The 22,849-nt window shown below is 48.8% G+C and carries 21 protein-coding genes; 16 read left to right on the top strand and 5 right to left on the bottom strand.

The window, feature by feature from the left end; genetic code table 11:
- The first annotated feature begins 167 nt into the window (after positions 1–167).
- The gene (locus AY633_RS09735) at positions 168–1,010 is read left to right on the top strand and encodes an aldo/keto reductase (RefSeq protein ID WP_068488180.1); all 843 of its coding nucleotides are present in this window, start codon (positions 168–170) and stop codon (positions 1,008–1,010) included.
- A gap of 87 nt (positions 1,011–1,097) precedes the next feature.
- Positions 1,098–1,952, top strand: a complete 855-nt coding sequence (locus AY633_RS09730; protein WP_068488179.1) for an SDR family oxidoreductase — start codon at positions 1,098–1,100, stop codon at positions 1,950–1,952.
- 75 nt (positions 1,953–2,027) lie between these two features.
- Here AY633_RS09730 and AY633_RS09725 read toward each other — a convergent pair whose 3' ends face one another.
- A complete protein-coding gene (locus tag AY633_RS09725) occupies positions 2,028–2,450 on the bottom strand; it encodes a GNAT family N-acetyltransferase (protein ID WP_186008763.1) in 423 nt (140 codons plus the stop codon).
- Positions 2,451–2,669: 219 nt separating this feature from the next.
- On the opposite strand from AY633_RS09725, the gene AY633_RS09720 reads away from it, so the two are divergent.
- The 3 genes from AY633_RS09720 to AY633_RS09710 all read left to right on the top strand — a co-directional run bounded on the left by AY633_RS09720 (position 2,670) and on the right by AY633_RS09710 (position 4,371).
- Positions 2,670–3,344, top strand: a complete 675-nt coding sequence (locus tag AY633_RS09720) for a metallophosphoesterase family protein (RefSeq protein WP_068488177.1) — start codon at positions 2,670–2,672, stop codon at positions 3,342–3,344.
- A gap of 107 nt (positions 3,345–3,451) precedes the next feature.
- Positions 3,452–3,958 (top strand): YfiT family bacillithiol transferase, encoded by a 507-nt coding sequence (locus AY633_RS09715; protein ID WP_068488176.1) that lies wholly within the window; start codon positions 3,452–3,454, stop codon positions 3,956–3,958.
- A 134-nt stretch (positions 3,959–4,092) separates the two neighbouring features.
- Positions 4,093–4,371 (top strand): toxin-antitoxin system YwqK family antitoxin, encoded by a 279-nt coding sequence (locus tag AY633_RS09710; RefSeq protein ID WP_068488175.1) that lies wholly within the window; start codon positions 4,093–4,095, stop codon positions 4,369–4,371.
- Between the two features lie 74 nt (positions 4,372–4,445).
- On the opposite strand, the gene AY633_RS09705 is transcribed toward AY633_RS09710, so the two are convergent.
- Entirely contained in the window at positions 4,446–5,492 is a 1,047-nt protein-coding gene (locus AY633_RS09705) for an aromatic acid exporter family protein (RefSeq protein WP_068488309.1), read from the bottom strand.
- A gap of 294 nt (positions 5,493–5,786) precedes the next feature.
- Between AY633_RS09705 and AY633_RS09700 the strand changes: the two genes are divergently transcribed.
- The 10 genes from AY633_RS09700 (at position 5,787) to AY633_RS09655 (ending at position 17,484) form a co-directional block, all read left to right on the top strand.
- Positions 5,787–8,057 carry an excinuclease ABC subunit UvrA gene (locus AY633_RS09700; RefSeq protein ID WP_068488174.1) on the top strand — a complete coding sequence of 757 codons (2,271 nt, stop codon included), beginning with the start codon at positions 5,787–5,789 and terminating at the stop codon, positions 8,055–8,057.
- Between the two features lie 143 nt (positions 8,058–8,200).
- The gene (locus AY633_RS09695; protein WP_068488173.1) at positions 8,201–9,010 is read left to right on the top strand and encodes a TspO/MBR family protein; all 810 of its coding nucleotides are present in this window, start codon (positions 8,201–8,203) and stop codon (positions 9,008–9,010) included.
- A 96-nt stretch (positions 9,011–9,106) separates the two neighbouring features.
- Complete coding sequence (locus AY633_RS09690; protein ID WP_068488172.1) at positions 9,107–9,784, top strand: type 1 glutamine amidotransferase domain-containing protein; 678 nt, start codon at positions 9,107–9,109, stop codon at positions 9,782–9,784.
- Between the two features lie 3 nt (positions 9,785–9,787).
- On the top strand, positions 9,788–10,072 hold the full coding sequence (locus tag AY633_RS09685) for a putative quinol monooxygenase (RefSeq protein ID WP_068488171.1): 285 nt from the start codon (positions 9,788–9,790) through the stop codon (positions 10,070–10,072).
- A gap of 316 nt (positions 10,073–10,388) precedes the next feature.
- Positions 10,389–11,228 (top strand): MIP/aquaporin family protein, encoded by an 840-nt coding sequence (locus tag AY633_RS09680; RefSeq protein ID WP_068488170.1) that lies wholly within the window; start codon positions 10,389–10,391, stop codon positions 11,226–11,228.
- Between the two features lie 35 nt (positions 11,229–11,263).
- Positions 11,264–12,757: a glycerol kinase GlpK gene (glpK, locus tag AY633_RS09675; protein WP_068488169.1), complete on the top strand. Its 1,494-nt coding sequence runs from the start codon at positions 11,264–11,266 to the stop codon at positions 12,755–12,757.
- Positions 12,758–13,181: 424 nt separating this feature from the next.
- Positions 13,182–14,465: a GntP family permease gene (locus tag AY633_RS09670; protein ID WP_068488168.1), complete on the top strand. Its 1,284-nt coding sequence runs from the start codon at positions 13,182–13,184 to the stop codon at positions 14,463–14,465.
- Between the two features lie 32 nt (positions 14,466–14,497).
- Positions 14,498–15,274 carry a 3-hydroxybutyrate dehydrogenase gene (locus tag AY633_RS09665; RefSeq protein WP_068460688.1) on the top strand — a complete coding sequence of 259 codons (777 nt, stop codon included), beginning with the start codon at positions 14,498–14,500 and terminating at the stop codon, positions 15,272–15,274.
- Between the two features lie 226 nt (positions 15,275–15,500).
- Positions 15,501–16,487, top strand: coding sequence for a macro domain-containing protein (locus tag AY633_RS09660; RefSeq protein ID WP_068488167.1), 987 nt, complete (start codon positions 15,501–15,503; stop codon positions 16,485–16,487).
- A gap of 349 nt (positions 16,488–16,836) precedes the next feature.
- The gene (locus AY633_RS09655; RefSeq protein WP_068488166.1) at positions 16,837–17,484 is read left to right on the top strand and encodes a vWA domain-containing protein; all 648 of its coding nucleotides are present in this window, start codon (positions 16,837–16,839) and stop codon (positions 17,482–17,484) included.
- 122 nt (positions 17,485–17,606) lie between these two features.
- Here the strand turns inward: AY633_RS09655 and AY633_RS09650 are convergent, their stop codons facing one another.
- From AY633_RS09650 to AY633_RS09640, 3 genes are all read right to left on the bottom strand, one after another.
- On the bottom strand, positions 17,607–19,238 hold the full coding sequence (locus AY633_RS09650) for an FMN-binding glutamate synthase family protein (protein WP_068488165.1): 1,632 nt from the start codon (positions 19,236–19,238) through the stop codon (positions 17,607–17,609).
- A 39-nt stretch (positions 19,239–19,277) separates the two neighbouring features.
- Entirely contained in the window at positions 19,278–19,895 is a 618-nt protein-coding gene (locus AY633_RS09645) for an SDR family oxidoreductase (protein WP_068488164.1), read from the bottom strand.
- A 136-nt stretch (positions 19,896–20,031) separates the two neighbouring features.
- Positions 20,032–21,468: a carbon starvation CstA family protein gene (locus AY633_RS09640; RefSeq protein WP_068488163.1), complete on the bottom strand. Its 1,437-nt coding sequence runs from the start codon at positions 21,466–21,468 to the stop codon at positions 20,032–20,034.
- A gap of 317 nt (positions 21,469–21,785) precedes the next feature.
- Here AY633_RS09640 and AY633_RS09635 point away from each other — a divergent pair, with 317 nt between their 5' ends.
- On the top strand, positions 21,786–22,724 hold the full coding sequence (locus AY633_RS09635; RefSeq protein ID WP_068488162.1) for a Gfo/Idh/MocA family protein: 939 nt from the start codon (positions 21,786–21,788) through the stop codon (positions 22,722–22,724).
- The last annotated feature ends 125 nt before the right edge of the window (positions 22,725–22,849 follow it).

Below are 22,849 nucleotides of genomic sequence, written 5' to 3'. Positions count from 1 at the left end.
GTTTGTGTGACGCGGCGTCCCTGTGCAAGACACAATTCGAGATCCGCTCCATTCGACAATGGAGCGGATCTCTTTTTATTCGCTAAATAAATTTCGGAAGCCGAATGATTTGAATTCGCATATATGTAAGAGTAATCTGAAAATATACTTGAGAGGAGTGGAAGCGAATGGCAAAAGCAATTCCAGAAGTGACACTAAATGACGGCACGACTTTGCCGGTAACAGGGCTCGGTACATACGGACTGTGGGGAAATGCAGGAGCGAACGCCGTTAGCAGCGGCATCAACGCGGGATACCGCTTGATCGATACGGCGTATAACTACGAAAACGAAGGCGCGGTCGGCGAAGGTATTCGGCGCAGCGGCATTCCACGAGAAGAGCTGTGGGTGACGTCCAAGCTGCCGGGGCGCTATCACACATACGAAAAAGCCTTAGTGGCGATCCAGGAATCGCTATTCCGCGCGCAATTGGATTATTTCGACCTGTATTTGATCCACTGGCCACTGCCCAATCAAGACACGTACGTGGAAGCGTGGCAAGCTTTGATCGACGCACAGAAATGGGGACTCGTCCGCTCAATCGGCGTCAGCAATTTTCTGCCTGAGCACTTAGAGCGCATCATCAAAGAAACCGGCGTCACGCCGAGCGTGAACCAAGTGGAACTGCATCCGTTTTTCAACCAGGCGCATCAGCGCAAAGCGCATACCGAGCACCATATCCAAACGCAATCGTGGAGCCCGATCGCGAGGGCAGAGGATATCTTGACGAATGATACCGTTCGCCAGATTGCCGAAGCCCATTACAAAACGGTCCCACAAGTGGTGCTGCGCTGGCAATACCAGATCGGCTCGGTGTCGATTCCGCGTTCCACATCGCCCGAGCGCCAGCGTGAAAACCTGGCCATTTTCGATTTCGAATTAAATGACAGCGAAATGGCGGCGATTTCGGAGTTGTCGCGCCCAGATGGCCGTTTGTTTGATATGGACCCGGCGACGCATGAGGAATTTTAGAGAGGCGCTCAACTTATAGCAGCTGACCAAATGGCTTATTCTAAACAAGTGGGTTCGGGGACAGTGAAATCAAAGGAGGATGCGCAGATGAAAATAGCAGTGACAGCGGCGAGCGGCAAATTAGGGGCAGCAATCATTCAAGAACTCCTTGTCTTTCACCCAAAAGAAGAAGTGATTGGACTGGCAAGAACACCTGAAAAAGCGGCACATTTAGGCGTCGAGGTGCGGCCGGGCGATTACAATCATCTCGAGGAACTGGAGCAATCGCTCGAAGGCGTCGATGTTTTATTATTGGTATCGGGCATGGATGCGCCAGACAAGCGCATTCCGCAGCACCGCAATGTCATTCAAGCGGCGCAAAAGTGTGGCGTGAAAAAAATAGTCTACACAAGTATCCAAGGGCCGGAAGAGCAGACGGCCTTTTCGCCGATCGTGAAAAGTAACCGGCAAACGGAACAAGACGTGATGGCCAGCGGGCTCGAATGGGTGATTGGGCGTAACGGGATTTACATCGAGCCGGACGTGGAATACATCGACAGCTATGTCCAAGAAGGCGGCATCCGAAATTGCGCCGGCGACAGCAAATGCGGCTACACGACACGAACGGAACTCGCCTATGCTTATGCGAAACTGCTGACAGAAGACGGGCATCATGCGAAGATTTATAATTTGCACGGAAACGCTATCAGCCAGGACGAACTGGCGACTTATTTGAATGCGGCATTTGACGCCCAGTTAACATACACGGCCATCAGTGCGGAACAATTCAAGCAAGAAAGAATCGCGGAACTTGGCGAATTTATCGGTACGGTCGTCACGGGGATTTACCAAGGCATCCATGGCGGCGATTTTGACAACGAGAGCCATTACCGGGAAGCAACTGGAAGAGAACATCAATCCTGGGAAGCTTATTTTGATAGCGTCCGGCCAGAAACCAACTGACTTTTTGCTAGTGAATAGATAAACCCCCATCCAGGCAGCCTGCTTATAGAGAGGCGCTGCCTAGACAGGGGGGCATTACAAGGACAGTTTCATGGCAAGGCCGTCTTCATTTTGTTCGAGCTTTTCAAATCCGGCTTTTTCGTACACGCGGATTGCGGCTTTATTGGCGGGTTCGACGGTTAACATAACACTGTGCAGCTCTGTTTGATAATGGCGGCGCCCGAAGTCGATTCCTTGTCTCACGTAATCGGCTCCAAAACCGCGGCCGATCAGCTCCGGCTTTAAAGCTAAACCAATTTCGAGCGAATCATCTGCCACGACGAATTCAAACAATCCGGCTGGCTGGCCATCCGCCAAGGCCACAAACCCATCGCAACCGCCAGGCCCGATCAATTGGCCGGTTTCCTCCATTGATTTGAAATAAGGCGTCATCAGGACTTGTTCCACAAAGCCTTTGTAATTCCACGAATCGATTTCCTTCAGATAATCCACGGTCATGGGGGTAAATTGAAATTCCAACTGATTTCCACTCCTCTGTCTTGAGCTCTTCATTCGAGCGATGGCGCCAAAAAGCTTCTAGCCATCTGCTGTCATTCATTATTAGTATACCTGTTGCTGCGGATGCCAGGAAGCAGTTAAAGGGAAATAGGTTTCCTTCCATTTCAAACGGGAAAATCCAAAGCAGAGAGAAGTTTCGAAAGCGAAGGAGTGTGTCCGGTGAAAAGAATCTTGGCGATCAGTGACATTCATGGAGAATTGGGCTTATTTAATAAAGTACTTGAGAAAGCGGGCTACGACCCGGCAAACGACCAGCTGATTTTGCTTGGCGATTACGTGGACCGTGGGCCGGATTCGAAAGGCGTACTGGAGCGGGTCGTCGAATTGAGAGAACAAGGCGCCATTGTGCTGCGCGGCAATCACGATCAAATGATGCTCGAAGCAGCGAAAGGCGAAACTGCTGGAGCGGGAAACTGGCTGCGCAACGGCGCACTTGCGACTTTGCAGAGCTACGACGCTTCGATCGAAGGCATGACGTTGCCATCGAGGGAATTGTTTTGGAAACATGTCGAGTTTTTAAAAGACACGGCGTTTTACTACGAGACGGATGATTATCTCTTCGTCCATGCAGGTGTCCAGCCAGGAGTGCCGGTCGAAGAGACAGATCCATACATCTTGATGTGGATTCGCGATGAATTTTACCGCGGCTATTCAGGCGACAAAAAGGTCGTGTTCGGCCATACGCCGAGCTATACAATGAGAGGGACAGCGGATTACCGTCCTTACTTCGGCGAAAACCGCATCATCGGGATTGATGGAGGCGCGGTATACGGCGGGCAGTTGAACTGTTTGGAACTGCCAAGTGAGCGGGTGTATGCTGTGGAGAAGGGATGATGTCCCTGTGCAAGAAACAATTCCGAGGGGAAGAACCTTGCTGCAGCGGCATTTGAATTCGAGCGCGTCCCTGTGCACCACACAATTAGAGAAAAGAGGTTACATAAATGGATGTGAAATTTCCAATCGGGCAACTGCAAGTGCCAGATGAGGTGACGGCTGAAGAAGTCAATGAATGGCTTAGAGAAATCGGTAGCTACACGACGCGGCTTCGTGAACTGGTGGATTCCTTGGGTGATGAAGACTTGAACAAAACATATAGAGATGGCAGTTGGACGGTTCGCCAGCTTGTGCATCATGTGGCGGATTCGCAATTAGCGTTGTATGAGCGCCTGAAGCTGGCGCTGACGGAATACCAGCCGACGGTGTCTGAATTCGACCAGGATAAATGGGCGTATCTGCCGGATAATCGTCTGCCGGTGGAAAGTTCGATCCGCATGCTAGAAGGATTGAACGAGCGGATCGTGGCACTCGGCAACTATGTGACGGGAGCACAATTGGATCGTGTTTTTATTCACGAAACGGATGGTGAGATTCGCGTCGCTGAAACTCTTGCGAAACTGTCGTGGCACGAAGAGCATCATCTGGCGCATATTCGGATCGCGCTTGGATGATTTAACTGTCCCTGTGCATCACACAATTCTAAGGGCAAAATCGTTGGAATAGTAAGGTTTCGGTTGCCGGCTGTCCCTGTGCGCCATACAATTTATAGGCGCAGACATTTCATCCGGAAGGAGTTGGAGCCATCATGGACGAGGAAAAATGTGATGTAGTGAAACCAAACGGTGTGAAGGAAAAGAAGCTCGAAGTGATTGATGGTTACACGATCAAATACCATGCCAACGGGAAAACGATGTGGTCCAAAGGCAAGATTGTTGATGGGGAGCCAGAGGGCTACTGGGAATGGTACCGAGCCGATGGGACCTTAAAACGCTCAGGCCATTTCGAACAAGGTGAACCGATAGGCGAGTGGATCACTTACAACAGCAAGGGCGAAACGTATAAGGTGACGAATCGGGATAAATAATGTCCCTGTGCATCACACAATTCAACCGAAAAAGGCCCCACCGGAAACTCCTCAGTTTCCGGTGGGGCCTTTGTTCATTTCTCCGCTTCTTGCACTGCTTTGACGCTATTCGGGTCGAAAAACTTATCGACCAAGTCGTAGATTGTGAGAAGTTCGTAAAGAATCGTGAATTCCGGGGGAAACATGGCGGGCTGGACTTGGTCGCTTCGGACGGCCTGCTTGCTGTTTTCCCAGAACAAATTGTGAATGCTGCGCAATTGCTTCTCGTGTTTTTCGCGGTCGAAGTGGATAGACTGTCCGAGGTCATTAGCCAGCGCAGTGACGGCTGCCATGATGATGTCCCGTTCTGCTTGTGTCCATTTGATTTCCTGAAACGGGACACGGAGCAGCGCGTTCAAGTGGTATTCGAAATTATCGAGAAACAGCAATTGCCGTTCCGCCATCTGCATCTCAGCTTCCCGGTTGCGGACCCACGGGTATAGGCTTGCTTCGTCGCGCTGGTAATGAATCAAGGTTTCCGTCTTACGGATTTCGCTCGTCAATTGTTTGGCGATTTTTTTATCTTCTTGCAGGTTCGCCTCTGGATGGAACAGGATGGTTTGGAAAGTGTGTTCGAGCATGCTGCCGGCCCGCCCGCTGATGCTATGGATGCTTTTTAAAATATCAGTGCTGTAGTTCGGCGGGAAGACGAGCATGTTGACGGCAGTCGAAACGACGAGACCGATCGTCGTCGTTCCTAAACGGATAAAGAACGAAAACAGAAAGTGGTCGTGAATGACTTCCACCATCGCAACAGACGTCAAAGTCGCGACCAATAGCCCGGCATGCAGCTTAAGACGGAAGCAGACCAAGATCGTCGCGACTGCGGCGAGCGTATAGGTAATCGGGGAGTTCCCGAACAAGGTGATAAAGAGCACGGCAAAGGCCGAACCAATCGCGGAAGCCGGAAACCGGACCAAGCCTTTTTTGATTGAATCGCTGACGGTCGGCTCGATCGTGACGATAGCTGTGATGACTGCAAAAACTGGTGGCCAGTTAAACCAGACACAGATCGTTGCTGTTAAAAAGATGGCGAGACCGGTTTTGACTATTCGGCTGCCGTTAAATCGTAAAGATCGCATCATAAAATAAGCACGGACTCCTTTTCGTAGAATTCTGTAGTTTTAGTATAGCATTCGTGTGTGTCCCTGTGCGCCACACAATTTGAGAGCAGAAAACCTTGCAACGGGTGGATTTCAGCGCCTTGCTGTAGCTGTGCATCACACAATTAGACGTATCCGCATTGACGGATACGTCTAATTGTGTGGGAATTGTGTGGTGCACAGGGACAAGGGGGGTGTGAACCGCCTCGAAACAGGGAACGCTCTTATATAGAAGCGTAATCCCTTGATCGGATTGGAAAAGGAGAATGTGACATGCCAGAAAAACGAGATGAAATCATATTAAAAGGACTGCGGGAAAATAACTTAAAGAACATCGATTTGAATATCCCGAAAGAAAAAATCAACGTCTTTACCGGCCTGTCGGGTTCTGGGAAGAGTTCGGTGGTCTTTGACACCTTGGCGACAGAAAGCAGACGGCAGATGACTTTGAATTATCCGCTGTATATCCGGCACCAGATGCCGAGGTACGAACGGCCGCATGCGGACTTAATGCAGCATTTGAGCCCGGTGGTCGTCGTGGAACAAAAGCCGGTGCGCGGCAATTCGCGTTCGACCGTGGGAACGTATATGGATATCGATCCGTTGATCCGGTTACTATTTTCACGCGTCGGCAGCCCGTCTATCGGTTCGGCGACGGAGTTTTCGGTGGAGAGTTCGTTCGGCAATTGCCCAGAATGCAATGGCTTCGGGGAAGTGGTAAAGCCGGATATTAGTAAGATGATCGATGAGACGAAATCGCTGCGGAATTTGGCGGTGCAATTCAAGCCTTTGGCGCCACCAGGTTGGCAAGGCAGATGGATGGTGGACAGTGGTTTATTTGACCCGGACTTGCCCATCCAGGACTACTCAGAAGATCAATACAATCTATTGCTGTACGGGCCACCCGAAGGCGAGCGAGTATTTGGTACGTATTATTACAAAGAAGGCACGACGCAAATCGAATGGGATGGCATCATTCCAAGGTTTATTCGCCTGTACATCAATCGCGATCTGACGAAACTGAAGAGAACGTCCCAGGAAGATGTGTTGGCGATGTCGACGCATGGCGTGTGCCCGACGTGCGAAGGTTCTGGACTGAATCCGAGGGTGCTGGAATGTAAAATCAACGGCTTGAACATCGCCCATTATGACCGCTTGGAATTAACGGAGCTGCTCGGGGAACTGGAGAAAATTGACGACCCGATCGGCAAATCGATTGCCCAGCAAGCCCATCCGAACGTCAAGCAGCTGGTGGATTTGGGACTCGGTTATTTGAGCTTGTCGCGCAAGATGGGCACTTTATCAGGCGGCGAAGCCCAGCGTGTGAAAATTGCGCGCCACTTAGGAAGCAGCTTGAACAATATCACGTATATTTTCGATGAGCCGAGTGCCGGTTTGCATCCTGAGGAGATCGACATGCTGACGCATATGCTGAAAAGTATACGCGACAATTACAACACAGTCGTCGTCATCGAACACAATCTGGCAGTTATCAAAACGGCAGATGAAATTATCGAAATGGGGCCAGGCGCAGGCCGTGGCGGCGGTGAAGTGGTGTATCAAGGCGGGCAGGAAGGCTTGCAAAAAGCTTCCGCCATCACCGATTTGGATCATAAAGTAACGGTAAACGAACAGCCGAGAAAAGCGGCAGAAGCATTTTCGATCAAACACGCTTCTGATAATAATTTGAAAGATGTCAGTGTGGAAATTCCGAAGAACACCTTGGTGTCCGTATGCGGCGTTTCCGGTTCTGGAAAAAGTTCGTTGATGTTCGGTGCCTTTACAGAAAATTATCCCGACACGATCGCGGTCGGCCAAGGCAGCATCGGCACGTCCAGCCGTTCGACACTTGCGACGTATATGGGCATCATGAGCGACATTCGTTCAATCATGGCCAAACAAACCGGGCAGCCGGCGGGATTGTTCAGCTTTAATTCATTGGGCGCGTGCCCAGTATGTGAAGGAAAAGGCGTCACGACACCTAACGTCGCGTTTGCGGATCCTGTGACGGTCACATGCGAAGCGTGCAGCGGCACGCGGTATTCCGATGAAGCTTTGTCTCATCACTACAAAGGAAAAAACATCGTGGAGATTTTGGAGCTGACGATCGACGAAACGAACGAGTATTTGGAAATGCCGAAAATCGTCAAAAAAGTAGATACCTTAAAAGATGTCGGCCTGGGCTACCTGACGCTCGGACAAACGACAGGCTCTTTGAGCGGTGGAGAAGTGCAGCGTCTAAAATTGGCAAGCCACTTGAAAAAAGAAGGGCAAATCTATTTGCTCGATGAACCTTCTCTCGGCTTGCATACGCGAGACAATGACCATTTGTTAGACGTCTTCCAAGGACTTGTCGACAAAGGCAATTCGGTCATCATCATCGAGCATAACCTAAACTTAATTGCCGCGAGCGACTGGGTCATCGAAATGGGCCCAAGCGGCGGCAAAAAAGGCGGCGAAGTGCTGTTTGAAGGCACGCCGAAAGACATGCTCGAAGCGGACACGCTGACGGCGAAATGGTTGAGAGCTGGCGTGGAAGGATAGGGCGGCAGCAGCACGCTGTCCCTGTGCGCCACACAATTCGGCAGAACGAAACCTTTCTGTAGCGGGGTTTTGGTGTGTGAATGTCCCTGTGCACCGCACAATTTTCAGCAGCAAAAGAATGAAATTTCGAGGAGGAAACGACCATGGACCAAAACACATTAAAGAAAACGCGGCTGTTTGCCATTTTGAACATCATCGCTTATTTTGCGACGCTTGGATTCAATTATCTCGGGTCTTCTGGATTCTTTAACGGCAATACACAAAAGGACATTTCAGATAAATACATGACGCTCATTTCACCAGCGCCGTTTACGTTCTCGATTTGGGGTGTCATTTATACGCTGCTATTAATTACGCTAGGGTATTTACTGATTAAATATAAGGACGAAAGGGTCAGCCGGCTGGTGCTGTTGGTTTCGCCTTTATTTATCATAAGTTCGTTGTTCAATATGGGGTGGATCGTTGTGTTCTCCTATGAATGGATTGGCTTGTCGACATTATTGATTGCCGGATTACTGTTTTCCTTGCTCTTCATTATCGAGAGAATTTACAAGCATCGCTTTGAAGTTCCGTCGACACTTGCCGGGCTTGCCTTCACTTTGTACGCTGCCTGGGTATTCATTGCGACGATCGTTAACATTTCGCTGTCTCTCGTGCAGTTGGGCTGGGACGGCTTTGGCATTTCCGATTCGATTTGGACGCTTGTCATTTTAGGGGTGGCGATTGGCTTTGTGCTGTTTTACTTGGCGCGCTTCAAAAATGCGGCGTTCCCGATCCCGATTGCCTGGGCATTTTTCGGCATCTATAGCGCATATGCGAGCGGGATGCTCGATCCGGAAATGGCCGGTGCTATTCAAGGCGTTTTATTGGCAGGCATCGCTATTTTCCTCATAGCCGTCGTCTGGAGATTCCTGAAAAATGGCAAATCTCTTTTTCCGAAACAGTCTGTATGAGACAGAAAAAAATTTAAAGAATTGTAAGTTTGTTTGAGTCTGAGATAATTCGGGAAGAATTAGTAGCAGAATGAAATTTCAGAGGAGGAACTATCAATGGCAAAAGTATTAGCAGTATTATCAAGTGGACATAAAGATACAGAAAATAATTACGAAACCGGCTGGTGGGCAGAGGAATTGTTCGCGCCGATGGAGATCTTGCAAAATGCAGGACATCAAGTAGACTTAGCTTCACCAAAAGGCGGCAAGCCGACACTTGACCAGGTGAGCTTGATGGAAGAGTATGACCCAGAAGGCAAATACAAAAAAATGTATGAATCCGGCTTAGCGGACAACACGACGCCTCTTTCAGACGTCGATGCTTCTGCATACGATGTCGTGTTCGTCGTGGGCGGCCACGGAGCGATGTACGACCTTGCGGAAAGCGAAACTTTGCACAAAATCATCAATGATGTCTATGACAATGGCAATATCGTTTCAGCGGTATGCCACGGACCGGCGCCGTTGGTCTTCACAAAACGCCCAGATGGCCAAAGCATTATTGCAGGACTTGACGTCACCGGTTATCCGGAAGCTGTCGAACCAGAAGGCCTTCCAGAAATCTTGCCATTCAGCCTCGAAGGCAAAATGAGCGAAGTGGCGAATTATACGGCAGACGAGAAAGTGGTATGGGGCAACGAGCAAGTGTTGACTGGCCGCGATCCGTTTTCTGCTGAAGCTTTGGGCGACGAATTGGTAAAAGCATTAGCTAACAGAAGCCAACAGGAGAATTAAGTAATGGAGACGATTTCCGTTACGGCGATTCTCAAGCCGAAAGAACAATTGGCCGATCGCTTATTAGTTGAGTTGCAAAAAGTTCAGGAAGCGTCGAAGCAAGAAGCCGGATGCTTGTCGTATGTTCTTCATCAATCCATCGAAGACGACACTTTCGTTCTTCATGAAAAATGGCAGGACATGGACGCACTCGAGAGCCATATTGCTTCCGACCATTACCAGGAATACCGCAACAATATCGCTGACTTGGTTTCCGCACGGGAAGTTTTCAAACTGACTGTGCTGTAAGCTGGAGAAATCATATTTGTATATGAGAGATAAAAGCAGGACTATCCGATAACTCATCGGATAGTCCTGCTTTTTATTATGGGAAAATGATAAATGGCGAGCCGGTATTTGTAATATTTACACAAAAATTCAGAAAACATATTGACAGCGCTTTCTTTTAAGTATAACTTAAAGATAACAAGTTCAGAGCTGTGTTGGAGACCCGGAGATTCGCACATTAATGAGTACTTCTATTAAGAAGAGCTTTCATTAATTGCGGATTTTTTTATGGACGTTTATCCAGCTGTGGCTTTAAAAGGAAAAGGAGTGTTAAGCGATGTCAGAGTTTTTAGCAGAAGTGATCGGGACCATGATTTTGATTATTTTCGGGGGCGGCGTAGTGGCCGGCGTGGTCTTGAAAGACTCCAAGGCAGAAGGCAGTGGGTGGATCGTCATCACGATTGCCTGGGGACTTGCCGTTACCATGGCCGTTTACGCGGTGGGCAGTTTTTCAGGAGCCCATATCAACCCGGCAGTAACATTAGGCTTGGCGTCTGTTGGGGAATTCCCATGGGCAAAAGTTCCACTATACATTCTTGCCCAAATGATTGGCGCGATTATCGGCGCAGGAATTGTCTTTTTGAACTACTTACCTCATTGGAAAATCACAAAAGACCAAGGCGCGAAATTGGCGGTGTTCTCCACAGGGCCGGCTGTCAGAAGCCCGTTTTCGAACTTGGTCAGTGAAATCATTGGTACGGCCGTTTTGGTCATGGGCTTATTGTTCATTGGCGCCAATGACTTTACAGATGGCTTGAATCCACTGATTGTCGGGGCATTGATCATTGCGATCGGTATGTCGCTCGGCGGCACGACTGGTTATGCCATCAATCCGGCGCGTGATCTCGGGCCGCGCATTGCGCACGCCTTGCTGCCGATTCCTGGAAAAGGCAGTTCGGACTGGAGCTATGCTTGGGTACCGGTCGTCGGGCCGATTTTTGGCGGTATTTATGGCGCGGTTTTCTACAAGGCACTTTTCACCAGTGATTATAGCTTGCTGTTCTGGGGATTGAGCATCGTGATGGCTGTCATTTTAATCGGAGCCGCGAATGCTGAATTGAAAAAAGGCCATACTGTAGCGAATGACATTGAAGAAACGTTAGTGGACGACAAATAACCATCATCACAACACCATTCGAGGAGGAATCATTGATGAGTAAAGATTATATTATGTCGATTGACCAAGGTACAACGAGTTCACGTGCAGTATTGTTCAACCACAAAGGCGAAATCGTAGGCACGGGCCAGCAGGAGTTTGAGCAATTTTTCCCGAAACCGGGCTGGGTCGAGCACGACGCGAATGAAATCTGGACGTCCGTTTTGGCGTGTATGGCAGCAGCGTTGAGAAAAGCGGATGTGGAAGCAAGCCAAGTAGCTGGCATCGGCATCACCAACCAGCGCGAAACGGCAGTTGTGTGGGACCGCCATACCGGAAAACCAATCTACAAAGCGATTGTTTGGCAATCCAGACAAACAGCGGACATTTGCGCTGAGTTGAAAGAACAAGGGCATGAAGAATTGTTCCGCAAGAAAACCGGCCTGCTCGTTGATGCATATTTCTCCGGAACGAAAGTGAAATGGATTTTGGATAATGTCGAAGGCGCACGCGAAAAAGCGGAAAACGGCGATTTGATGTTCGGCACAATCGATACATGGCTCGTCTACAAATTGTCTGGCGGCGCTGCGCATATCACCGATTACAGCAACGCTTCCCGCACGCTCATGTACAATATTTACGATTTGGAATGGGATCAGGAATTGCTGGATATCCTGACGGTGCCAAAAAGCATGCTGCCGGAAGTGCGTCAATCGTCTGAAGTCTATGCCAATACCGTCAATTATCATTTCTTCGGCCACGAAGTGCCAATCGCCGGTATCGCCGGTGACCAACAAGCCGCGCTATTTGGACAAGCCTGCTTTGAAAAAGGCATGGCGAAAAATACTTACGGGACTGGCTGTTTCATGCTGATGAATACAGGGGAAGAAGGCGTCGTTTCCGATCACGGCTTATTGACGACTTTGGCGTGGGGCATTGACGGCAAAGTGGAATACGCGCTAGAAGGCAGTATCTTTGTGGCCGGCTCTGCAATTCAATGGCTGCGCGACGGCTTGAAATTGCTGAACACATCGCCTGAAAGCGAGCAGTACGCTACGTCTGTCGAATCAACAGACGGTGTCTACATGGTGCCAGCATTTGTCGGCCTCGGCACGCCTTATTGGGACACGGATGCACGCGGCGCCATTTTCGGCCTAACACGCGGTACGACAAAAGCGCATCTCATCCGCGCGACACTTGAATCACTCGCCTACCAAACAAAAGATGTCGTCGACGTCATGATCGAAGACGCAGGAATTGAACTGAAAACCTTGCGCGTCGATGGCGGAGTCGTAGCGAACGATTTTCTGATGCAATTCCAAAGCGATATTCTCGACGTGCCAGTCGAGCGCCCAGTCGTCCAAGAAACGACAGCCCTCGGAGCCGCGTACTTAGCTGGTCTTGCTGTTGGCTTCTGGGAAAGCAAAGAAGAAATCGCGAAGCAATGGCAAATCGACCGTACGTTCACGAAAGATATGCCGGCTGAACAAAGTGAAAATCTGTACGCCGGCTGGCAGAAAGCAGTAGAAGCTACGCGTGTGTTTAAATAATGCCCCTGTGCACGACACAATTCTGACTATTCACGACAATTTATATTAGATTCATCTTTATCCTGCCAACATATTGTTGGCAGGGTTTTTTTGTGGGCAAATTGTGTGATGCACAGGGGCGAAGTTTTTCCGGGAGTTCCTGCATTCCTTCTCATGGCGCGATTCGCGGCGATGGGAAGGGTATTGAATTGTGTAATGCACAGGGACAGATCTGAAAACAGTTATTCCGATAAACTATTCTTTTTATGAATACATACTATTGATAATAAATATATAAGATAAACACTGGCTATAACGGAAATATCAAAATTTTTTATCATTTACAAAGTTGAGTTATATCTATTTCAATATATCTTTATTCGTGTATAATGGGCATTGCTTCACTACGGTGAAGGGCTAAAGATATAGAAAGAAGTGAGAACAGATGTTAAGCATTTTAATTGGATTAATTTTATTGATTGCGCTTGCCTATTTGGGCTGGTCGATCATTTGGGTGGCCCCATTAGCGGCCGGCGTTGTAGCCTTGCTCAGCGGGCTCGATGTTTATAGCACGTATACAGAAACTTATATGAGCGGTTTGGTAAGTTTCGTCCAGAAATGGTTCCCGATCTTTCTCTTAGGGGCAGTGTTCGGGAAATTGATGGAAGAGACCGGAGCCGCGCGAGCAGTTGCACAGAAGGTTACGCAGCTGATTGGCGGAAAGCGCGCTATTCTAGGCGTCTTGATCGCAGCCGCATTATTGACTTACGGAGGCGTCAGCTTGTTTGTAGTCGTCTTTGCGGTCTACCCGATTGCGCTTGAATTGTTCCGTGAGGCCAATGTAACACGCAGATTGCTGGTGCCAACTTTCGCACTCGGAGCATTCACGTTTACGATGACGTCAATGCCAGGTACTCCACAGATTCAAAACTTGATCCCGATGGATACCTACAACACCACACCAATGGCAGGACCTGTCATCGGTATCGTCACGACATTGATCATGGCGGTTGGCGGCTACGCTTGGTTGGCGTATCGCGAGAAGAAATTGTCAGCTAAAGGCGAGGGCTTTGAAATTCGCAAACAAGCTGGTGCATCGAAAGAGGAAGAGGTGGCGACACCGAACTGGATGTTGTCGCTCGTTCCGCTTATTGTGGTCGTCGTATTCTTGAATATTGTCAACCTGCAGCCGATTTACGCGCTGATGCTCGGGATCGTCACGATCATGTTGATTAACGTGAAGCATTATAAGAAATTCGTCTTCTCGATTAATGAAGGTGCTAAAGGATCTGTCATGGCCATCCTAAATACCAGTGCGGCTGTCGGATTCGGTGCCGTCATTGCGATCGTTCCGGCATTCGACAACATCACTTCCTGGTTGCTCAATGTGTCGGATAATCCGTTGGTCGCCCAGTCATTGGCGATTCAAGTCATGGCGATGATCACGGGGTCCGCTTCAGGTGGCATGGGCATTGCGCTCAGCACCTTGGGAGATACATTCTACAACCTGTCTCAAACGACGGGCATCAACCCGGAAGTTTTCCACCGGATGGCTTCTGTGGCATCGGGCGCTTCGATCCTGCCGAATAACGGCGCATTGCTGACTTTGTTGGCCGTAACAGGATTGTCGCACCGCGAAACTTACAAAGATGTGTTCGTGGTGGCATTGGTCATCCCGACGATCGCTGTCATCGTCGGCATCATCTTGGGCGGTATTGGTTTAGTTTAAGAATAGAATAAACAATAATGGAGGAATTCAATATGGTAGAGCAAAAAGTAGTAGTGATTACAGGATCCGCACGCGGCATCGGTTTCGAAATTGGCAAGCATTTCGCAGAAAGCGGAGCGAAAGTCGTTTTGTCGGATATCAACAATGAAGTGCTGCAGGAATCTGCACAATCTTTGAGAAACGAAGGATTTGAAGCCATTGGCGTAAAAGCCGATGTAACAAGCGAAGAAGATCTTCAAAACTTGGTAGCGGAAACGAAAAACACTTACGGCCGCGTCGACATCGTCATCAACAACGCTGGTTTGCAGCACGTTTCGCCAATCGAGGAATTCCCGACAGCGAAATACGAATTGATGATCAAAATCATGTTGACAGCACCGTTCATGTTGACGAAAGCGGTCTTCCCGATCATGAAAGAACAAGGCTTTGGCCGCATCATCAACATTTCGTCTATCAACGGATTGATCGGCTTCTCTGGTAAAGCGGCTTACAACAGCGCGAAGCACGGCGTCATCGGTTTGACGAAAGTAGCAGCGCTCGAAGGCGCAGAGCACGGCATTACAGTGAACGCTGTTGCACCAGGCTATGTCGACACGCCACTCGTCCGCGGACAAATGGCCGATTTGGCTAAGACGCGCAATGTGCCACTCGAAAAAGTACTAGAAGAAGTACTTTTGCCGCTCGTCCCGCAAAAACGCTTGCTTGACGTCGCTGAAATCGCTGATTGCGCCTTGTACTTGGCAAGCGACAAAGCGAAAAGCATCACAGGCCAAACAATCGTCATCGATGGCGGTTACACGGCTCAATAAAAACCCTCTGCCAGAAGTCATTCTGGCGATGGCAGTTGAAACTCCCGCACGGCTTAATGCCTGGCGGGAGTTTTTTTGAATTGTGTGGTGCACAGGGACAATAAACCGTTCGTCAAGCCAAAATCCCGCGCTGTGTCTTGCTTCTGGGTACGTGAAATTGTGTGGCGCACAGGGACAGGTCGGGTGGTAGAATAAAAAGAGAGAAGAACTAGAAAGGGATGAGCCCATGCCACTGCAAATCGTGCGCAACGATCTTACCAAAATGACAACTGACGCAATCGTTAATGCCGCAAACTCCAGCCTGAAAATGGGCGGTGGCGTGTGCGGGTCGATTTTCCGTGCGGCAGGGCCGAAGCAATTGCAGGAAGCGTGCGACCGGATTGGCCATTGTGCAGTCGGGGAAGCTGTGCACACCGACGCCTTTGCACTTGATGCGAAGTACATTATCCATACAGTCGGTCCGGTGTGGGAAGGCGGCGGGCGCAATGAGGAAATACTGCTGCGCAATTGCTACCGCAACTCACTGGAACTCGCGGTCGAGCTTGGTTGTGAGTCGATTGCGTTTCCACTTATCTCGACCGGTATTTTCGGCTATCCGAAAGAACCGGCATTGCGGGTGGCGGCAGAGGAGATTGATACATTCCTGATGGAACATGATATGGATATCTATCTAGTCGTCTTGGACAAGCAGTCGTTTGGTATTAGCCAGAAGCTTTACGAATCGATTGAAAGCTTTATCAATGAACAGGAAGCGGCGGTCTTGGAATCAGCAGCTGACCGTTACCGCAAGCAGCGATTAGTAGAAAGCCCGATACATGAGCTGCGAGAGGTGCTTGAGTCGCAAATAAGCCTAGAAGAGCTTTTGGAAGACTTGGATGAATCCTTTTCGCAGCGGTTATTCAGGTTCATAGATGCGCGGGGCATGACCGATGCCGAGACTTACAAAAAGGCCAATCTCGACAAAAAGCTGTTTTCTAAAATCCGAAATTCCCCAGGCTATACGCCGAAGAAAAAGACCATTCTGGCGTTTGCGATTGCGCTTGAACTAGACCTAGACGAGACCGAGGAACTGCTCGGGACAGCCGGTTATCGCTTGTCGAACAGCCATAAATTTGATCTGATTGTCCGCTATTTTATCGAGCGGGAACAATACAATATTTTTGAAATCAATGAAGCCTTGTTTGCTTTTGATGAAGCGCTTCTTGGTTCGTAAAAGGTCGCTTTCAAAGCGACTTTTTTTAGTTTGTCGAGAAACTCCAGAAAATCGTATTTTCCGAAGCTTATCACTCGCTTTCCGTGGGCTCGCGCCCAAGCCTCCTCATCCGCTTCGCTGCTTGCGGGGTCTCGGTCGTCTCACTTTACCACTGGAGTCGAGCGAACGCCTCTCCAAATACTAAGAGAGATCATTGATTGTTAAATCTCAAAAAGACGTTCCTATTTTATTCATATCTGATTAATATACTTCCTCAACACTCAGGTAAAAGGTCGCTTTCAAAGCGACCTTTTTTCTATGGAAAAATCGTATCCTTGGGGTAGCAAGTAACCTGAAGGAGGAAACGATGATGAAAAATGAGACGACGGAATTGGTGTTTATTCTGGATAAGAGCGGTTCGATGGCGGGGCTTGAGAAAGATACGATCGGTGGTTTCAATGCCTTGCTCGACAAGCAGCGTAAGCTTCCAGGCGAGGTCCGTGTGACAACGGTGCTGTTTAATCAGGGATACGAATTGCTTCATGATCGCATTTCACTTGAAGGTATTTCGCCGATGACTGATGGCGATTATGAAGTGGGCGGAATGACCGCTTTGCTCGATGCTGTTGGTTCGACCATCCAAAAAATTAGCAACGCTCAAAAAGGCACGTTGAAAAAGCATCAAGCCGATCGGGTGATGTTCGTCATTACGACGGACGGCTTGGAGAATTCCAGCTGCGAATACACGTATAAGAAAATCCATGAAATGATTGCCTCGAAAAAGGCGGCCGGCTGGGAATTTATTTTCCTTGGTGCAAATATCGACGCGGTCGCAACGGCCAAAAAATTTGGCGTCGACGAAGATTTTGCGGTGGATTACCATGCGGATGCGGAAGGAACGGAGTTGAATTACCAAGTGTTGAGCGAAGCGGTCAGTTCATTCCGGAGCGGGAAGAAAGTGAAGCGAGAGTGGAAGGCGCAGATTGAGAAAGACTTTAAATCTCGAGCAAAAAAATAACCGTTCCGACCTTTCTACTGAAGCTACAGGAAGTGCAGAAATTGCTTATAAAATATACGAACCATTTTTTAAAAGTTCTATGAAAATGCAGCAACCCTTATAGTAGAAGGGCTGCTGCATTTTCATAGATTGTTTTTTGGCGGTAAATCTTCGACAGGTTTTTCTTGCTTTTCTTTTTGATCAAGTTGATGAATCATACTGCCAACAGAGGAGACACGGCCCCGGATATCTTTATGGGTGAGATGTTTTCGTTCGATTAAAGTGGGAGATTCGACGCCTGTGGCAGCTGCGATGTTAAAGAGGCCAGCGCGCAGAGACATGACATAATTGGCGACCCGGTACATTTTTTCGCCGACAATCAGTCCATCTTGCAAATCAGGATCTGTTGTCGCGACACCCACTGGACAGGTATTCGTATGGCAAACTTCCGCCATGATGCAGCCGACACTGATCATGAATCCTCTAGCGATATTAACGAGGTCGGCACCCAGGGCAAGGGCCATTGCTATTTTATCAGGAGTAACCAGTTTGCCGGATGCAATCAGCTTTACGCGATCTCTCACGCCGTATTGGCGCAGCAGTTCATCGACAATCGGCAAAGCCGTCATGATTGGCAAGCCGACAGAGTCTGCGAGTTCTTGATACGTAGCACCGGTTCCACCCTCGCCTCCATCGATTGTAATGAAGTCAGGCCCTTTGCCAGTATCTCTCATGATTCGAGCCATTTCTTCAAGACCTTCGACATCACCAACAACAATTTTCATGCCGACCGGTTTGCCGCCGACTTCACGCAATTGCTCAATAAAGGCAAACAATTTTTCAAACGAATCATATTCAGTGAACCGGTTAGGGCTGTTGACGGTTTTGCCGGGTTCAATCAGACGAATACGCGCAATTTCTTCGGTCACTTTATTCCCTTCCAAATGCCCGCCGCGAGTTTTTGCACCTTGGGCAAGTTTGACTTCAAAGGCTTTCACGTTTTCCATGGCTGCTTTTTCTTTAAACGCTTCCCAAGAAAATTCGCCTCCTGGTGTCCGGACACCGAATAGGCCAGGGCCGATTTGCATAATCAAGTCTGTATCGCCTGCTAAATGATAATCGGAAATGCCGCCCTCGCCGGTGTTCATCCAAGTTCCTCCGGCAATACCCAGTCCTTTCGACAATGCGGTAATGGCGTTTTCACCTAAAGCCCCGTAACTCATCGCGGACATGCCCACTTGGCCTTTTATTGTGAATGGATGACGGCAATAACCTTCGCCGATTACGATCGCGTCTTCATCACGCAAATAATAAGGGTCTGCCAAAATTTCTTCACGATGTTCTTTTCGCGATATTAACCCTTCGTGATCGACGACATATCGGTAGGTGGCAACTTTATGGCTGTTATCGATTCTCAATTCCGTCCGCAACTTCGGAAACAGCGAATTTCGGATGTAAAATCCATCCTCCGCAAAATTGCGGTCAGAGCCGAAACCGATAAGGCGGTCATTGTATTTTCCAGCTTTGACGATATCTTCGTATTGGATACGTGAAAAGGGAAGCCCCTCGTTGTCTCCGGAAAACAAGTATTGCCGCAGTTCAGGGCCCACGTGTTCCGCCATATACCGAACTCGACCGAGCAGCGGGAAGTTGCGGAGCACGGCATGTTGTTTTTGGTGATTATCTTTTTGATAAATATAAGCAATATATGCAAGTGGAGCCGCTACGGTTGATCCTATAATAGCGGTCGGTAGGTATTTCGATATTTTCCCCATAAAATTCACCTTTTTTATTTAGAATTTGTCTTCTCGAAACTAAGTCAATGCCTTTTTGATTGGTATTATTCCTGGTGTAATATTCAAGGTTTTGTTATATGTTGCCTTATTGGCGAGTGATTCGACGAGAACTTCGGCAATATCTTCAAAAGGGAGGTCGGCGGCTTTTTTGCGGTTAGAAGCAATGATATCAATCATGCCTTTTCCAGGTTTATGGACCCCGCGGCTTGCATGGATGATGGTGTAGGTGAATTCATCAAGTTTCATCAGTTCTTCTGGAATCTTCTTGCCAGCGGTGTTCTGCGATATGGCTGATTCGTCTACACGCGCAGGAGATAAATACACGAGACGCGCTACTTGTTGTTGCTTAGCCGCTGCCATGGCACGGGTAACGGCTTCATGGTCAACCAGTACATTGTTGTCTTCCCCAGCGTGAGGGCTCGTGCCAGCTATATAAATAATCGCATCACACCCTGCGAGGACTTCTGTATAGCTGGTATCTGCGGCTAGATATACTTCAGCTGCGCCGACCATTTTCAGTTCATCTGCACGGTTTGCTGATTCGGCTATAGTGACTGCTTGATGATTTTTTTGCGCAAGTTTCTTCAATAAATACTCACCCACATCTCCACCGCTGCCAAAAACGAATACTTTCATCGAATCCCTCCTTTTTGAAAATGTTATTACTCAGCTTTCCCCTTGAATTCTGATAATGAAACCATTCGTTCCTAAACAATTAATTGGTGATAGATGGCAATAATAAAGACGCTGGCATTATGCCAGCGTCTTCTTTTTAAACCGCTTCGTATTCCGAATCCACTTGCTTCGCAGTACGGTATTTCAGAATCTGCGCCACATACCATAAAGCGACAGCCAGCGTGATGACTGAGCCGATCATGGCGGCGATGTGGTATTCCATGTTCAAGCCTTCCGGTGCGTAGAAGATGTACATGGAGACGACGCCTGTCATGAACATGGCGGGTACGCCGCTGATCCAATGCAGTTTGTAGTTCTTGAGCAAATACATCGTCGCAGTCCACAGCATGAAGGTTGCAACCACTTGGTTGGTCCAGCCGACGTAACGCCACAAGAACGTGTAGTCGATCGTCGCCATATAGAACGTCGGGATGGCGAGCGGGACGGTGATCAATAGGATGCGCAAAGTGCCGTCAGTTTTGGTAAACTTCGACAGCAAATCGGCCAAGATCATGCGTGAAGAACGAAGCGCGGTATCACCCGTTGTGATCGGCAAGATGATGACGCCGAAGATTGCGAGGATGCCGCCCAAAGTACCAAGGAGCGAGATCGAGATGTCATTGACGACGCCAGATGGACCGCCCGCTGCGAGTGCCGCACCGAGCCCTTCAGTGCCGTTGAAGAAAGTCATGCCAGCCGCCGCCCAGACGAGGGCAATGACGCCTTCAATGACCATGGCACCGTAGAAAATTTTACGGCCGTCGGTTTCTTTTTTCATCGTCCGGGCAATGATCGGGCTTTGCGTGCTATGGAAGCCAGAAATCGCACCGCATGATACGGTAACCATCAAAAGCGGCCAGATCGGCAATTCGCCAGGATGCAAATTGCTGAAAGTGAGGTTCGGCATCGGCTTGCCTGAGAAGATGAGCGCTACGGCTACCGCAAGCGCCATAAACAACAGGATGCCGCCAAGCAGCGGATAAATGCGGCCGATGATGCGGTTGATTGGCAAGATCGTCGCAAGGACGAAATAAGCGAAGATCAAGGCAAGCGCCGCGATAAAGGAAAGCGGCGTGATTTGTGCGATTAATTGGGCGGGGCCCGCTGTAAAGGCAGCCGCGACCAAAAGCATTAAGACAAGCGACAAACCGTTGATAAAGACTTTGGCGTTCTTTCCGAGGTAGCGTCCGACGAGCGTGGGGAACTGAGCTCCGCCGTGGCGCATCGACATCATGCCCGAGAAGTAATCGTGGACGCCGCCTGCAAAAATGCAGCCGACAACGATCCAGATGAAAGCGACCGGCCCGTACAACGCGCCAGCCACAGCGCCATAGATCGGGCCGAGTCCTGCGATGTTCAACAGCTGGATCAAATTGCCTTTCCACCAGCTCATCGGCACGTAGTCGATATTGTCTGCTTGTGCGTAGGCAGGTGTTGGAGTGGTATCGTCGACGCCAAATACCTTTTCGATGAATTTCGAATAAAACATGTATCCTAGTATCAATAAAGCTAATGCTGCGAAAAATGTAATCATATGCGTCGTCCTCCTGGTGTATGTGATATATCGTATACACATGATAGCATCTTTTCTCGTAAATAAACTATAATATTTCGAAAAAACTAATATTTCTATTTATTTATAATAAAGAAATCGATAATTATTAAGAAGAAGGGATGTGTAAGCGTCTCCATTAGGTTTTGAGCACTAAGGAGCGTGTGACAATCTCCAATACAGCGTATAAAATCTCGACATTCATTATCTTGAAATAAGGATAAATGAGAGCGTGTGACATCAGGGCGCGATTGCCTTATGCTTGAAATGAAGTATATAAAGAGAAGAGGGAACGGATTATGAAATTTGGCATCATTGGCACAAATTGGATCACGGATCGGTTTATCAAAGCAGCGAAGCAACATCCGGATTTTCAACTCGGTGCAATTTATTCACGAACAGAAGAGACGGGTCGCGCGTTTGCGGAGAAATACGGGGTGGAGCTGGTCTACACGAACATGAAGAAAATGTTCGAAGAAGGCAATATTGACGCGGTCTATATCGCTTCGCCGAATGCGTTCCATGCCGAACAAAGCCTGCTTGCGATGCAATACGGCGTACACGTTTTATGTGAAAAGCCAGCTGTTACGACAATTGACGAGATGGATCGGGTTATTGCGGCTTCAAAGAAAACCGGCATGACTTATATGGAAGCGATGAAATCGACCGTGACGCCGACTTTCCTAAGGCTGAAAGAAGAGTTGCACAAGATCGGGCCGATTCGCCGCTATGTGTTCCATTACAATCAGTATTCATCCCGCTACGATAAATACAAAGAAGGCATCATCGAAAATGCCTTTAAGCCGGAACTCGGCAACGGCGCGAAAACGGATCTCGGCGTTTATGGATTGGCGCCGCTCGTCCATTTGGCGGGTGAGCCGGATGCTGTATTGCGCAACCGCTACCTGTTGTCGACCGGGGCAGAAGGGCAAGGCAGCATGATTCTCGATTACGGGGAAAGTGAAGCGGTCGTCATGTATTCGAAGATTTCAGATTCGTATTTGCCGAGCGAAATTCAAGGCGAGAATGGCGTCATCGAAATCGACAAAATCAGCGACCCGAAACACGTGCTGATCAAATTCCGCGACGGCACGACGGAAGACATTTCCGTCCCGCACGAATTCGATACGATGTATTACGAACTCGATGAATTTATCCGCTGCGTCCATGATGGGCAAATGGAATCCACAATCAATACGCACGAAATTTCCCGGCAAGTGACACAGCTATTGCTTTAATACACAATAGCCAAACGAAAAACCGCTTTTTCCCCCCGGATATCTGGAGGGAGAAAGCGGTTTTTTGAGGTGAGTTTAACTCGAGAGCTAGAAATAGCAAAAAAGAGTGATGAAATCGCTTCAGG

It is taken from the genome of Planococcus maritimus (genome assembly GCF_001592825.1).
GTDB classification, from domain to species: Bacteria; Bacillota; Bacilli; order Bacillales_A; family Planococcaceae; genus Planococcus; species Planococcus maritimus_C.
Note: the sequence above shows the minus strand (reverse complement) of the source record. Positions and strands in the feature narration are given on the sequence as shown.

Bases quoted from the DNA above. Each gene is read 5' to 3' on its own strand.
- AY633_RS09715 (WP_068488176.1), top strand. From the start codon at position 3,452: ATGGATGTGAAATTTCCAATCGGGCAACTGCAAGTGCCAGATGAGGTG.
- AY633_RS09650 (WP_068488165.1), bottom strand. From the start codon at position 19,238: ATGGGGAAAATATCGAAATACCTACCGACCGCTATTATAGGATCAACC.
- AY633_RS09700 (WP_068488174.1), top strand. From the start codon at position 5,787: ATGCCAGAAAAACGAGATGAAATCATATTAAAAGGACTGCGGGAAAAT.
- AY633_RS09665 (WP_068460688.1), top strand. From the start codon at position 14,498: ATGGTAGAGCAAAAAGTAGTAGTGATTACAGGATCCGCACGCGGCATC.
- AY633_RS09670 (WP_068488168.1), top strand. From the start codon at position 13,182: ATGTTAAGCATTTTAATTGGATTAATTTTATTGATTGCGCTTGCCTAT.
- AY633_RS09685 (WP_068488171.1), top strand. From the start codon at position 9,788: ATGGAGACGATTTCCGTTACGGCGATTCTCAAGCCGAAAGAACAATTG.
- AY633_RS09705 (WP_068488309.1), bottom strand. From the start codon at position 5,492: ATGCGATCTTTACGATTTAACGGCAGCCGAATAGTCAAAACCGGTCTC.
- AY633_RS09695 (WP_068488173.1), top strand. From the start codon at position 8,201: ATGGACCAAAACACATTAAAGAAAACGCGGCTGTTTGCCATTTTGAAC.
- glpK (WP_068488169.1), top strand. From the start codon at position 11,264: ATGAGTAAAGATTATATTATGTCGATTGACCAAGGTACAACGAGTTCA.
- AY633_RS09635 (WP_068488162.1), top strand. From the start codon at position 21,786: ATGAAATTTGGCATCATTGGCACAAATTGGATCACGGATCGGTTTATC.
- AY633_RS09730 (WP_068488179.1), top strand. From the start codon at position 1,098: ATGAAAATAGCAGTGACAGCGGCGAGCGGCAAATTAGGGGCAGCAATC.
- AY633_RS09690 (WP_068488172.1), top strand. From the start codon at position 9,107: ATGGCAAAAGTATTAGCAGTATTATCAAGTGGACATAAAGATACAGAA.
- AY633_RS09725 (WP_186008763.1), bottom strand. From the start codon at position 2,450: ATGACCGTGGATTATCTGAAGGAAATCGATTCGTGGAATTACAAAGGC.
- AY633_RS09655 (WP_068488166.1), top strand. From the start codon at position 16,837: ATGAAAAATGAGACGACGGAATTGGTGTTTATTCTGGATAAGAGCGGT.
- AY633_RS09710 (WP_068488175.1), top strand. From the start codon at position 4,093: ATGGACGAGGAAAAATGTGATGTAGTGAAACCAAACGGTGTGAAGGAA.
- AY633_RS09735 (WP_068488180.1), top strand. From the start codon at position 168: ATGGCAAAAGCAATTCCAGAAGTGACACTAAATGACGGCACGACTTTG.
- AY633_RS09680 (WP_068488170.1), top strand. From the start codon at position 10,389: ATGTCAGAGTTTTTAGCAGAAGTGATCGGGACCATGATTTTGATTATT.
- AY633_RS09645 (WP_068488164.1), bottom strand. From the start codon at position 19,895: ATGAAAGTATTCGTTTTTGGCAGCGGTGGAGATGTGGGTGAGTATTTA.
- AY633_RS09660 (WP_068488167.1), top strand. From the start codon at position 15,501: ATGCCACTGCAAATCGTGCGCAACGATCTTACCAAAATGACAACTGAC.
- AY633_RS09640 (WP_068488163.1), bottom strand. From the start codon at position 21,468: ATGATTACATTTTTCGCAGCATTAGCTTTATTGATACTAGGATACATG.